A 13753-nucleotide genomic window follows, 5' to 3' on the forward strand; every position below is an offset into this window, starting at 1 on the left:
CTAGAGTACTTGTCTGGAGACGGACTGGGAGGGTAGGTAGTCGCGGGGTTTTTTTTATTCCTTTGAACCTATGAACTAGGTTCTTTTTTTATTTCCTTGTCTTGTATTATGTCTTTATCTGGTTGTATGTTACTTTACTTAAATAACTCTTGATATTTTTTATATGTTTTATTCTATTTGATTTGAATTTTTATATAATTAAATAATATGTTTATATTTTTTTATATATTTTTGATATATAAATAAATTTTTGTGTTATAATAAGTCGAATATTCATTTAAAATGTCGATATTAAAGGGTAAGTTAATGAAATTTAAGAAGAAGTATTTATTAATTTTTATAGCAATTATTTTTATTTGTTTTTATTTTGTTTTTTCAAATTTTAAATATGAGTCAAATGTTTTTCCAAATGGGATAAGCATAAATGGTGTTGATTGTTCCGGACTTACAGTAAACGAAGCAGAGAAAAAAATAACCAAAGAATGGAATAATAAAGAATTTATTGTTAAATCATCAAATACTGCTTTTAAATTTGATGTTCCAAGAACTTGGTCGACAAAAGAAATATTATCCCCAAATGAACAAGTTACAAAGTTTATGGAAGAAGAATTAATTTCATCTAAATCAAATGAACAAGTATTCGGTAAAATAAGCGATTTTGGTTTTACATATGATATAGAAGATGATTTAAATAATATACTAAATAAAAGTAAATTTGAATTTTTCTTAATAAAAATTGGTTTATTTAACGATAATATTAGAATTAATATGAGTATAAGTAAAACACCTGATGAGTTTAATAAAAAAATAAGTTCTCTTGATATTTATAATTTGTCAGGAAAAGTAACAAAAACAAAAAATGCTTATATAAACTTGGAGAGTGCTAACTTTGATATAGTAAAAGAAGTTTATGGTAATAATATTGATAAAGAATTACTTACAAACGAAATAGTAAATTATATTTCAAGCGGTAAATTTTCCATGAACTTTATTCCTGAAGACTTTTATGTTAAACCTGATATTTTATCTACAGATAAAGAGCTTTTAGAAAAGCAAAGTTATTTAAGAGAATTAGACATACCATCAATTACATATAAAATGTACTGCGGAAATGTAGAAGTAAATAAAGTTGATATATTAAAAATGTATGGTATAAGCGAAGATAATTTATATGATGATTTTACTCTTGGTGAATTAAAAGTTGATGAAGAAAGTGTTAAAAATTTTGTTCATAAACTTGCTCAGAAATATGATACTGCTTGGTCTGATCATACTTTTAATTCCACAAAGCAAGGAAAAATAACCGTAAGCGGTGGGGATTATGGTTACTTTATAGATGAAGATAAAGAAATAGAAAAATTAATATCTGAATTAAAGAATAAAAAAGATATAACAAGAGAACCTAAATATTCTCAAGAGGGATATAAAAATGCTAACGACATTGGAGATAGTTATGTTGAAATTGATTTAACATATCAAACATTGTGGTTATATAAAGATGGAAAACTTATTATTTCAATGCCGGTTGTAACAGGAAATATATATGCAGGATACGATACACCTCCTGGTGTTTATATATTAAAATACAAAACAATGCATGTTACTTTAAAAGGGCAAAACGCAGATGGAAGTGATTATGCTTCTCCTGTAACTTATTGGATGCCGTTTAACGGAGGTATCGGAATGCATGATGCTAACTGGAGAAGTACATTCGGTGGAGAAATATATAAAGGTGGAGGAAGTCATGGATGTGTAAACATGCCGCCAAGTAAAGCCGGAATTGTTTATGATAATATTGAGGCTGGATATCCAATTGTAGTTCATTATTAATTTTAAAAGAGGTATTTTAAAATACCTCTTTTTTTGTTATAAATAAAGTACAGTAATAAAAAATTGTTTTATTAAAATAAAAAGGAAAAGAAAAATGAATCGTACGGAAAAATTTATACAACTTTATACTAAACTTGAACAAATCGCAGTATTAGAATATGGATTTCCAAAGGATGGAAAAAGCATTACAAGATTAATGAATTTGAAATGTTATAAAGATATAAGAAGGGAACTTGCATATTGTAAGGAAATAAGAAATATTTTACAGCATAATCCTAAAATAAATAATGAGTATGCTATTGAGCCAAATGAAGCAATTTTAGCCTTGTTAGAAAGTATTATAAAAAAAATAGAATCACCAAAAAAAGTTGTTGATTTTTATAAACCCATTGGTAAAATAATAAGTGCAAATATTGGTAATAATATAATGGAATATATGAGAAAAATGGAGCAAAACCAAATTAGTTATATACCTATTCTTAATGATAAAGGCATTGTTAGAGGAGTATTTGGAGAAAGTACGGTTTTCCAATGTGTATTGGATGAAGGTATAAATGAAATAAATGAAAATACAAAATTTTATCATATAAAGAAATATTTAAGTTTGGATAATACTATAACAGGTAGCTTTATTTTTACAAATGAAAATACGTTAATGATTGAATTGGAAGATATACTTTATAAAGCATATAAAAGTAATAAAAGAATAGGTATTATATTTATTACAAAAAACGGGAAAGAAAACGAAAGGCTTACAGGGTTAATTACTCCATATGACATAATAGGTAATTAATAGGAAAATGAGATGGAATATACTTTTACTCAACAACTTATAAATATATGTGAAATTATAGGTATAATTGCATTTGCAATCTCTGGTGCAATGGTGGCTATTGAAAAGGATTTGGATATTTTTGGAGTAGTTGTTCTTGGGGTAACGACGGCTTTAGGTGGGGGAGTTATCAGAGATTTAATACTTGCGATAAATCCACCTACAATGTTTATAAGCAGTAATTATGCTGCACTGGCTGCAATATCGTCGCTTGTAATATTTATTTTTTCATATTTCAACTATAAATATATCCAAAAAAATAGAAAAGTATTTGAAAATGCTTTAAATTTTTTTGATAGTATAGGTTTAGGTGTGTTTGTTGTTCTTGGGGTAAACACGGCAATGTATAGTGGATATAGTGATAATAATTTTCTTATTATGTTTATAGGTGTAATAACAGGTATAGGAGGAGGAATACTCAGAGATATAATGGTTAAAGATATTCCTTTTATTCTTAGAAAACGAATATATGCTCTTGCAGCGATACTGGGAGGCGGTGTGTATATTGTTCTATTAAAAAATGGAATTAATTCGAATTTTTCATTGATCATAGGTATATTTATTACAATTTTAATTAGAGTTTTATCAAAAAAATACGAATGGTCACTTCCAAGGGTAAAAAAATAAAAGGTAAGAAATTAATCTTACCTTTTTTATTTTTGTTCAACAATTTCAAATCCTTGACTTTCAAATTGTTTTATAGTTTTTTCTAAAGATATTTTACTAACATTACTTCCATTAGTTATAAAAATATTTGCATTAGCTAGTTGTTTCATATTATCTTTTGTAAATGTAACTTCTATAGTTTCATATACTACTTTATTTTCTTCTTTTATGTCATAGGTTAGCCCTTCAATTGATTCAAATTGTTTTTTTAATATATCATTTTGATTATATAAACTTTCTATTTGCTTATCTGAATAATTAGAAATATCTATTGATGTTACTTGTTTGATTTTGTCTATTGTATCCCCCTTTGCATGTAAAGTTGCTTGTATTTCTACTCCAGCGGCATAATCACATTTTAATATTACCGTTTGTTCTTTTCCTCCGCAGCCTGTTAAAGAAAATAAAGATAAAATCAATGTACATACAAGAATAGCTTTAAATATTTTTTTCATAATTTCCCTCCGTAATATTTTGTTAAATTAATAATACAATACTTGTAAACGTTTTGCAATAAAAATATTATTTATTTATTGACAAAACTGATTATACTGTATATACTGTATATATACAGAAAACAAAGAAAGGATGAATGCTTTGGATATAATTATAAGTAATATAGACGATAAACCAATATATGAGCAAATATACATACAAATAAAAAATATGATTGTATCCGGTAAATTAAAAGAAGGTGATTCTCTTCCTTCTATAAGAAATTTAGCAAAAGATTTAAGAATAAGTGTCATAACCACCAAAAGAGCTTATGAAGAACTGGAAAAAGATGGATACATTTATACGGTTAAGGCAAAAGGTTCATTTGTAAATGAAAAGAACATAAAACTAATTAAAGAAGAAAACCTAAAAAAGATTGAATTTCATATTAAAGAGATATTGGATTTGGCAAAAATAAATGAATTAAAAATAGAAGACATTTACGAGATGTTTGATATTATTTTGGAGGAGAATGATGAACGCAATTGAAGTAAAAAATTTGACAAAAAGGTATAGTGATTTTACTCTTGATAAAATAAGTTTTACACTTCCAATGGGATGTATAATGGGGCTTATCGGAGAAAACGGAGCCGGGAAAAGTACGACAATAAAATTACTTCTTGATGCAATTACAAGAGATGATGGAGAAATATTTATTTTAGGTAAGAATAATAAAGATAATTTTAAAGCAACCAAAGAAGATATTGGCGTTGTTCTTGATGAAGCTCACTTTCCTGAAAGTATTAACCCAAAACAGGTTAATTCCATTATGAAAAACACATATAAAAATTGGGATGAAAATACATTTTTTAATTATATGAAACAGTTTGAGTTGCCTTTAAAGAAATCTTTTAAAGATTTTTCAAGGGGAATGAGAATGAAACTTATGATTGCTGTTGCATTGAGTCATGATGCAAAATTACTTATTTTAGACGAAGCAACAAGTGGTCTTGATCCAATAGTAAGGGATGAAATTTTAGAGCTGTTTTATGAATTTACAAGAGAGGAAGACCACTCAATTTTAATTTCTTCACATATTGTTTCTGACCTTGAAAAGCTTTGTGATTATATAGCTTTTATTCATAAAGGTAAAATGTTATTTGTAGAGGAAAAAGATGTGCTTCTTGATAATTACAGAATATTAAAATGTTCAAAAGATGATTTTGAAAATGTTGATTCAGACTGTATTGTTGGACTAAGGAAATCTCCTTATGGAGTAGAAGCTTTGGTTTTAAAAGAAAAAATTAATCCTGTGTTTAATTTAGAAAAACCAACCATTGAAGATATTATTGTTTTTATGGCAAAGGAGGGAAAATAAGATGAAAGGTTTACTTTTAAAAGATATGTATGAACTTATAAAGCAATGTAAATTTATTTTACTTTTTTGTGTAGTATATGTTTTTTTATCTTATACAGAAAGCGGATATTTTTTCTTAGCTTTTTCAATAATATTTTTCTCTCTTCTTCCAACTACAATTATGGCATTGGATGAAAGAAGTAAGTGGGAAAGCTATGCGATAACAATGCCTTATACAAGAAAAGAGATGGTATTAAGTAAATATATATTATCATTAGGCGGTGTAATATTTATGTCTGTTTTATATGAATTTGTAAATATTATTATTTATTTTATAAATTCAAGTTATGCAATGAGTATTGTAGATTCTTTTAATATTATACTTCCATTTTGTCTTATGGCGATAATAATAAGTTCAATTAATCTACCTATTAATTTTAAATTTGGTGCTGAAAAGGGAAGACTTGGAACGATTTTGATTTGTGTTATTATTGGTGTAATTGGTGGAGGACTTTTTTCTCAGTCATCAGGCAGTGTTGAATTAATAAATTATTTTATGAATATACCTTCTTTTGTGTATTTAGTTTTAATCGCTCTTTTATGGATAGTATCATATTTTGTTTCGGTTAAAATATATGAAAAGAGAGCTTTATAAGAGATACTTTGGGGTATCTCTTTTTTTAATTTAATTAATTTTATGTTATAAATTTATGTGAGAAGAATGATATAATTTTTATTAATTAAAAATAGGAGATTTATTATATGAAAAAATATATTGCCTTATTAAGAGGTGTTAATGTAAGCGGAAAAAATAAAGTGCCAATGGCAATGTTAAGAAAATATTTTGAAGAAATTGGTTTTGAAGACGTAAAAACTTATTTGAATAGTGGTAATGTGATTTTTACAAGTAATGAAGATAGCACAAAAAAAGTTAGCGAACAAATTGAGGTAATGATTAAAAATCAATTTAATTTGGATATTCCTGTTTTAGTTTTATCAAAAGAAGATCTTGTTGATATTTTACAAAATGTACCTGAATGGTGGGGGAATGATAATAAAGAGATTTATGATAATTTAATTTTTATTATTCCACCTATGACTTTTGATGATGTTTATGAAAAGATTGGACAGCCTAAGAGAGGATTAGAAAAAATTCAAAATTATAAAAATGTTATTTTTTGGTCTTTTGTTCGTAAAGATTATCAAAAGACAAACTGGTGGTCTAAAACAGCAAGTGGAGATATTAGCAAAAAACTAACTATAAGGACAGCAAATACTGTTAGAAAAATTGTTGGTATTTAATATGTTTAATTAAGAAATATAGATAACATATTTTATATAAGTTCATTAAATTTATTAGTATTCCAATATATTTCTTCTATTTCACTATAAAAATGTATTTATATAAAAAAATTAAAAATAATCAAATAATTTTATATTAATTGTGAGAGTTTACTAAATTTTATGATATATAACTTTTCTTATTCAAGTTTTTCTTATTCAAATTTTTATTATTTTAACTAAAAATACAAATAAAATTCAATTATATATCCCCCATTTTTCATCAAAAACGGGTGTACTCAAGAAAAAATAATTATGCTAAAATATATTTAATAGTAACTTATGAAAAAGTACAAAAAAGAATGTTTAAATATATCTTATCTTTTATTGATTTTAAGGAGAAAAGTTTGCTGTCAATTTTTAAATAGATTTTAGGAATAATAATTGACTCCAATAAACGAACAATAAGCGACAAACATTAATGATTTACGTTAAACATTTGTCGTTATTATGAAAATATGATAATAACGTCTATTTTATAAAAAGTCTGTAATTAAAAAAATATTTTATAATCATGTAAAGTATGCTTTTAACCGTGGCTTTATAAAATAAACTATTTATAATGTAAATGTTAATGTAAATGTTTTAATAACATAAAAAATAAATAGTTAAATAAAGAAGGGGGGCTGTTTTAATTGAAAAAAAAATACATTTGGAAAAGAGTAGAATTAATTTTTTTCACTTTAGTTTTTATGCTAACAATTGTATTTCAATTTAATACAAATGTTTATGCAGCTGAAAGTCCGGATATTACTGAGTTTGCAACAGTTGAGCAGTTGAGGAGTTTTAATACTGATGATACTGATGGTTCGGTTAATCCTGCTAAAGTATATTTTGGGAATAATAATCAGCAGTGGTGGATAGCAGGAAGCCAAAGTAATGATAGTATAACATTATTTGCTGCAAGTATGATGGAACAAGGTGTTGTGTTTGAATCTGAGGTAACAGACTGGGATAAGAAAGACTATGATCCAAATTGGAACTGTGAATATCCAGAGGGAAGAAATATTGAAAAAGTCAATCCAAATCATTACGGTGGGAGTCCCATAAGAAACAAGTTAGAAAATTTATTGACATCCTATTTTACAAATGAAGAGCAAAAATTTATGAAAAGTACGACCATTTATACTTTAGATAGTTATAATAGTAGAGCATATTCTACAACAGATATATTGTATCTTCCATATGGTAATCAGAATTTTGGTAGAGATCATATAAATGTAGGAACAAATGGTACATACTCAGATGTATTAAATACAGGTCTTCGTATTGATATAAATTATTGTGGAACTGAAATTTTCTGGTTACGTGCTCCAAGTTCTACTTTACCATATAAATCAACTGTAATGTATGGATATGTTTCTTATGTATCGGATTGGGCTGTTGAATACGGATGTGGATTAGCTCCTGCTTTTAAATTAGATTTGTCATCTGCACTTTTTGCATCTTGTGCAATGCCTGCAACATCTAATGGCGCCATGACATTATCTGATACTGATGGTGATGGTGCCTTTACAATTAGATATCAAGGAAATGTGGGTACTGCAACACTCAGCGGAGAATATAAAAGTGTTTCAGTAAGTGGTATTACAAATGACAACACCTATCTTGTTGTGCAAAATAGTGAAGGGGCATGGGCAAAAAAAGTATCTAATAATGACTTATTGTTTGCAAGTGAAATTTCTGATTCTCTGTCTTCATTTGAAAATTGCAAGGTTTGGTTAGAAACAACATCAGATAGAATAACCTATGCAAATTTGGCGAGTTATAATAAAAGAGATATTAATGTAAAATTCAAAACTGGAGTTAGTATGAATATTACATCCAATAATGGTTCTCAAACAGGTGTATGGGGTAGTATCGAGCCTATCGAAGTTACAGTAAATGACGGCTATTATCTACCGGATGATTATATTGATAAAATTATGGCTTTAAATGTATTAGAGGCATTACAAATAACAAAAACAGATAATGGCTTTATGATTCAAGGTACTCCAAATAGTGACGTATATCTTTCTTTACCTGAAGCAACTGCGTATATTGATGGAAATACTATTATAAATCCTCCAACTAATTTAACTGCTGTTTATGGACAAAAACTGTCGGATATTAATTTACCGGATGGCTGGACATGGTCAGATGAAGATACCGCGGTTTCTGTAGGAGAAAAGACATATCTTGCTCGTTTTGATGTTTCAGCTTATGAAGATGAATATGGCTTTGCAAATGTGGAAGGATATAATGCACAAGGGCATTATGTAGAACGTAATTTAACAGTTAATATTGCTAAAGCTGATAGTAAGATTACAATTAAAAACCAGAGTCTTGATAAAGAATTTGATGGAAATGCTGTAAATACTCCTGATATAGATAAAATAGGAAGCAGTAAAGATTATACAATTAGATGGTTTGAAAAAGATAATAATTCTTGGATTCAAATTGAATCTGCTCCTATTGACGCAGGGAATTATAAGGTTATTGCAAGTGTAGAGGCTGATGATAACTATAGTGGTGCTTCTGATGAGCTTGAATTTAACATTAGTAAATTATCAAACGAATGGGTAGATAATTTATCTATTACTGGTTGGACATATGGAGAGCAAGGGAATACTCCTAAAGCCGTTTCAAAATATGGTGCTGTTAAGTTTACATACAGTGACAAAAAAGACGGTACATATAAAGAAACAATTCCAATTAATGCAGGAACATGGTATGTTAAGGCTGAAGTAGAAGAAAATAAAAATTACATGGGATTAGAAGCAATTAAATTCTTTGAAATTAAAAAAGCCGTTCCCAAATATGAAGTTCCAAATCAAATAACTATTGAAAAAGGAAAATCTCTTTCAACTATAAAACTTCCTGAAGGTTTTTCATGGAAAGATGAAAATCAGATAGCTGATAGATCAGGGGTACATGCTTTTAAAGCCATTTTTATACCATCTGATACTCAAAATTATGAAGTTGTGGAAACAGATATTATCGTAAATGTTGTTGAAAAAAATGTACCACCAAGTGATACAGATAAAACCAATAATACTAATCAATCTGATACATCTGAAAAAGTATCAACAAGTGATAATACAAATGTTTTTGTTTGGTATGCATTACTTATAGTATCTGTAATTGGAATTTTATCATTAGTTTTATTTAGTAAAAGAAAACAACGTTAAATAGAAAAATAATATTTTATATTTTAATAGAAAATAAATGTAAATAAAATAGTTATATTGTATATATAAAACTATTGCAAATTTAAGATTTAATATAATTGATACGAAAATAAATACTCCTGTATAAAACAGTAATTATGCAGGAGTATTTTTATAAAAATTAAAATAATTAGCACTCATCTCTTGACAGTGCTAACAAAAAGTGATATATTATACTTGAACAAAGAGGAGAACCTCAGAAAGATTCAAACCCCATAGTTCAAAAAAACTAGTGACATAGATAGAATGTCTAAGAAAAGGAGGAATGACTTATGATGTTACCTAGTATTTTTGGAGAAAACTTATTTGATGATTTAATGGACTTGTCTTTGGATAGAGATTTCTTTGGTGGTAAAAATCCACTATACAAACAAGAAACAAATTTAATGAAAACTGATGTTAAAGAAAATGAAGATAATTATGAAGTAGATATTGACTTACCTGGATTTAGTAAAGATGAAATTTCAGCTCATTTGAAAGATGGTTATTTAACAGTAAGCGCAAGCAAAGATGTAAATAATGATGAAAAAGACGAAAACGGAAAATATATAAGAAAAGAACGTTATAGTGGTTCTTGTTCAAGAAGTTTTTATATAGGAACTGAAATTAAAGAAGATGAAATTAAAGCTAAATACGAAAATGGTATTTTGAAATTAAATGTTCCTAAGAAAGATCAAAAACAAGTTGAAGAAAAGAAAACTATAGCGATTGAAGGTTAATTGAAAAGGGCTACCGTTTAGGTAGCCTTATTTTTTTGTAAAAGATGTAATGCCGAAGCATATTATTGCTATGCTGAGTAATATAATACTATCATTTGCTGATATTTCTTTTAATATGTTTAAAACAAGAACGCCTATTCCAAGGGCTAACCCTACGCATTTTGCTGTTAAGTTAATCATTTCTGAAAAGTCTGATTTGTTTAAGTTTTTAAAATCTAACTTTTTTTGCTCTAAACCTAAAAAATCATTTGTATCCATATCAAGAATTTCGCAAAGGAGAGGTATTATTGAAATGTCAGGATATGATAAATTCCTTTCCCACTTTGACACAGCTTTATCTGTAATATTTAATTTTTTTGCAAGTTCTTGCTGTGTCATGTTTTTTTCTTTTCTTTTTTGTTTTATTTTTTCACCTATATTTGAATTCATATTTTTCTCCTTGACCAATTATTATAGATATATTTTAATTCATTATAAATAAATAGTCTATCTACTTATAAGAGAAAAAGGTAAACCGACAGTTTACATAAAAAAAGACAAAATATAATTTATATTTTGTCTTTTAATTTATTATTATTCCCAAATCTTATCTTGTTCTCTTCTAAGTTTAACAAGTAAAGAATCTTCATCCAAGATGACATCATCATAAGTTATAATTTCACCTTTTTTAACATCTTTTGCCATTTTTGTGTTTTTATTTATAAGACCTATTGGAAGTGCATTTAGTTCTTTTGCAACTTCTCTTTTATCAATTGTTCCGTAAGTAGAAAAACCTCCTATACCATCTACTGATTCTCCTTTTTTAAGATCTTTTTTTGCAACTGTTATAGCTTCACATACAAGACCATCCATAGGAACGATTGTTGGTGCTTTATCTAAAACTGCTCTTGCTATTGTAAGTGGTGTTTCCATTCCGCATAAGTGATAAGGTCTGTATAATACGTAATTTGGACCATCTCCGATTCTTAAGTATTGCATTTCATGATGTATAAACTCAAGATCTGATGAAACTATTACAAATACACCAGGGGCAATACCATTTACCCATTCTACAACACCGTAATTGTTTAAAATACCGCCTTCTTCTTTTAAACAAAGAACTTTATCTAAGTTTTTAATGTCACATTTTGGGCCATGTCCACCTCTAACATCTGGAACAAGTCCTGTAGAGTTTGCCATACAGCAAAGTTCAACCATGTTTTTTGTTCCGTCAGAGAAAGAACATTGCATTTTAGGGCTTACGCCTCTGCTTATTGCATAATCTCTTATACTGTCAGGTGTGCAGCTGTGATCAACTTCATTATTTTTTCCTTTTCCTATTACTTTTATATCAAAGCCCAAAGCTTCACTAAAGTCAAACATTTCTTTAACTGCTCCGGGTTCGTCTCCTGCACTTCCTGTATAAATTACACCTGCTTTGTCAGCTTTTCTTTTTAAAATAGGACCAACAACAACATCTGCTTCAACATCAAGCATTACAATGTTTTTGCCATTGTTTATTGTATCAATTGCAATTTCTGCTCCAATATCAGTAAAACCTGTTGCATCAACAACGCAGTCTGTTGCTTCAACAAAAGAAGCAATTTGTTTATCTTCACTTACTACAATTTTACCTTTTTTGATAGCATCATTTGCTTGTGATAAATTGTTTGTAATGACATAATCATTTTCTGTAATATTTGATTTTGAAAATGCATGTAAAACTTTATTTACGTCTATGTCACATACAACGCTTGGTGTCATTCCTTTCATTTTGTATAACTGGCTTATTAAACCTCTTCCCATTTGTCCGGCACCTATTATGCCGACTTTAATAGGATTATTTTTTTCATGTAAATCTTTTAATCTGTAATTCATGCCTAGCATAGATAATTTTCCTCTTTTCTTTTGTATTAAATATGTTCATCCCCTCAAATGTACATATTTTAAGCAGAACAATTATAGCACTATAATATTTAAAATTATATATTTTTAATTAAATTCTAATTTTAATTTGACAAGTATATACAAACTTCTTTTTTATTAAGTTTTATTATTTTCTAAAAGGAAAAGGTGAACAAGTGTTAAGTGGATTAGTTAAAAATAAAGGGTTAATTTTAATATGTTTATTAATTTTTAATTTTTCGATTCCTTTTGGTATAAAGAGTCAAATAGAGGAGAAGACTAACGGTACGGCTGTTTTTAAAGACATTATAAAAAAAAGTGTTGTAGTGATGAATGATGATTCAAATAGTAATAAGAAAACAGGTAGTATTTATGGTTTTACAAAAAATATTTTCTCTCTTACTATTCCTTGTTTGGCTTTGAATGATGTAGGTTATGAAGAGGTCGAAGTAGGTAAAGATAAAGAAGAAGCATTAAATAGTAGCGAGCTTAAAATTGCAAATAAAAAAATGAATGATGATAAAACCGTAAGTAAAGTTAATGATGGGAAACCTCTTGTTTTAATATATCATACTCATGCAACTGAATCTTTTAAAGACAAAACTTCAAAAGGAACTTATCGTTCAAGAGAAAATGACGAAAATATGGTAAGTGTAGGAGAGGAAATGGCAGAAGTTTTAGAAAAAGAATATGGTATTATTTGTATTCATGATACTTCTTTACATGATTATCCAAGTTATAATGCAGCATACGATAATTCTCTTGAGAGTGCAGAGAAAATATTAAAAGAAAATCCAAGTATAAAATACGTTTTTGATATACATAGAGATGGACTTCCTTCTTCAAATAATAATGAAAAATATAATGGAAAAGTTGGAAGTAAGTCTGCTGCAAAAGTTATGACTGTTCTTGGGATGAATCATAAAAATTCTAGTAAAAATTTAAGTTTTGCAAATAAAATAAATAAACAGTTTAGCAGTATGTATCCTGATATTAATCTTGGAATAATAAAAAGAGAACCATATAGATACAATCAGTGGCTTAGTCCAAACAGTCTGCTTTTTGAAATAGGGAGTAATTTAAATAATTTGGAAGAAGCAAAATATTCCGCAAAGCTTCTTGGAAGAGTAGTTGGAGAGGTTATAAAAGAGGATATGAAATAATATGTATAAACGAAATATTTCTTTTAAAACAATGATTTTTTTTCTTGTTTTGATAATTATAGCAGGAATATATATGTTCTTTTATCTGAAAAATATGTATTATGATAGTTTTAAAGAACATGAAACAAGTGTTTTTCTTGATCAAAACAGCGCTGAAGATAGCAATAATGAAAGTAATATTATTAATATTTTTGGATATGAATTAAATATTGATGACTTTAAGATTTTCACAAAATAGGATTGTGGGAATCTTTTTTTATTTTAAATTTAAATTAAATTTGGTTGACATAAACTTTATATATCAGTATAATTATACT

14 protein-coding genes are annotated in these 13753 nt (G+C 27.4%); 11 read left to right on the forward strand and 3 right to left on the reverse strand.

Translation table 11 applies throughout. The features are described 5' to 3' along the window. The first annotated feature begins 306 nt into the window (after window positions 1–306). From FGQ49_RS04740 to FGQ49_RS04750, 3 genes are all read left to right on the forward strand, one after another. On the forward strand, window positions 307–1830 hold the full coding sequence (locus tag FGQ49_RS04740; RefSeq protein WP_171020584.1) for a L,D-transpeptidase family protein: 1524 nt from the start codon (window positions 307–309) through the stop codon (window positions 1828–1830). A gap of 94 nt (window positions 1831–1924) precedes the next feature. After that, window positions 1925–2623 carry a CBS domain-containing protein gene (locus FGQ49_RS04745; protein ID WP_138268728.1) on the forward strand — a complete coding sequence of 233 codons (699 nt, stop codon included), beginning with the start codon at window positions 1925–1927 and terminating at the stop codon, window positions 2621–2623. A 12-nt stretch (window positions 2624–2635) separates the two neighbouring features. Further along, entirely contained in the window at window positions 2636–3289 is a 654-nt protein-coding gene (locus tag FGQ49_RS04750) for a trimeric intracellular cation channel family protein (RefSeq protein WP_138268729.1), read from the forward strand. Window positions 3290–3315: 26 nt separating this feature from the next. On the opposite strand, the gene FGQ49_RS04755 is transcribed toward FGQ49_RS04750, so the two are convergent. Beyond that, on the reverse strand, window positions 3316–3783 hold the full coding sequence (locus FGQ49_RS04755; protein WP_138268730.1) for a DUF1307 domain-containing protein: 468 nt from the start codon (window positions 3781–3783) through the stop codon (window positions 3316–3318). A gap of 142 nt (window positions 3784–3925) precedes the next feature. On the opposite strand from FGQ49_RS04755, the gene FGQ49_RS04760 reads away from it, so the two are divergent. The 6 genes from FGQ49_RS04760 to FGQ49_RS04785 all read left to right on the forward strand — a co-directional run bounded on the left by FGQ49_RS04760 (window position 3926) and on the right by FGQ49_RS04785 (window position 10389). After that, window positions 3926–4312: a GntR family transcriptional regulator gene (locus tag FGQ49_RS04760; RefSeq protein ID WP_138268731.1), complete on the forward strand. Its 387-nt coding sequence runs from the start codon at window positions 3926–3928 to the stop codon at window positions 4310–4312. Beyond that, window positions 4296–5141 (forward strand): ABC transporter ATP-binding protein, encoded by an 846-nt coding sequence (locus tag FGQ49_RS04765; protein WP_138268732.1) that lies wholly within the window; start codon window positions 4296–4298, stop codon window positions 5139–5141. Before FGQ49_RS04760 ends, FGQ49_RS04765 begins: the two co-directional genes overlap by 17 nt. Before the next feature lies 1 nt (window position 5142). After that, complete coding sequence (locus FGQ49_RS04770) at window positions 5143–5775, forward strand: ABC-2 transporter permease (protein WP_138268733.1); 633 nt, start codon at window positions 5143–5145, stop codon at window positions 5773–5775. A 107-nt stretch (window positions 5776–5882) separates the two neighbouring features. Then, window positions 5883–6422: a DUF1697 domain-containing protein gene (locus FGQ49_RS04775; RefSeq protein WP_138268734.1), complete on the forward strand. Its 540-nt coding sequence runs from the start codon at window positions 5883–5885 to the stop codon at window positions 6420–6422. 674 nt (window positions 6423–7096) lie between these two features. Continuing rightward, window positions 7097–9631, forward strand: coding sequence for an MBG domain-containing protein (locus tag FGQ49_RS04780; protein WP_171020585.1), 2535 nt, complete (start codon window positions 7097–7099; stop codon window positions 9629–9631). A gap of 311 nt (window positions 9632–9942) precedes the next feature. Further along, a complete protein-coding gene (locus tag FGQ49_RS04785; protein ID WP_138268736.1) occupies window positions 9943–10389 on the forward strand; it encodes an Hsp20/alpha crystallin family protein in 447 nt (148 codons plus the stop codon). Window positions 10390–10416: 27 nt separating this feature from the next. Here the strand turns inward: FGQ49_RS04785 and FGQ49_RS04790 are convergent, their stop codons facing one another. Together FGQ49_RS04790 and FGQ49_RS04795 are read right to left on the reverse strand one after the other, a co-directional pair. Next, a complete protein-coding gene (locus FGQ49_RS04790; RefSeq protein ID WP_138268737.1) occupies window positions 10417–10818 on the reverse strand; it encodes a helix-turn-helix domain-containing protein in 402 nt (133 codons plus the stop codon). A gap of 144 nt (window positions 10819–10962) precedes the next feature. Next, on the reverse strand, window positions 10963–12255 hold the full coding sequence (locus FGQ49_RS04795; RefSeq protein ID WP_138268738.1) for an NAD(P)H-dependent oxidoreductase: 1293 nt from the start codon (window positions 12253–12255) through the stop codon (window positions 10963–10965). Window positions 12256–12602: 347 nt separating this feature from the next. On the opposite strand from FGQ49_RS04795, the gene spoIIP reads away from it, so the two are divergent. Together spoIIP and FGQ49_RS04805 are read left to right on the forward strand one after the other, a co-directional pair. Then, complete coding sequence (spoIIP, locus tag FGQ49_RS04800) at window positions 12603–13436, forward strand: stage II sporulation protein P (RefSeq protein ID WP_138268739.1); 834 nt, start codon at window positions 12603–12605, stop codon at window positions 13434–13436. 1 nt (window position 13437) lies between these two features. Then, window positions 13438–13674 (forward strand): hypothetical protein, encoded by a 237-nt coding sequence (locus tag FGQ49_RS04805; RefSeq protein WP_138268740.1) that lies wholly within the window; start codon window positions 13438–13440, stop codon window positions 13672–13674. Window positions 13675–13753: the final 79 nt, after the last annotated feature.

The organism is Anaerofustis stercorihominis, assembly GCF_005844425.1.
In the GTDB taxonomy this organism is placed as follows: domain Bacteria; phylum Bacillota; class Clostridia; order Eubacteriales; family Anaerofustaceae; genus Anaerofustis; species Anaerofustis butyriciformans.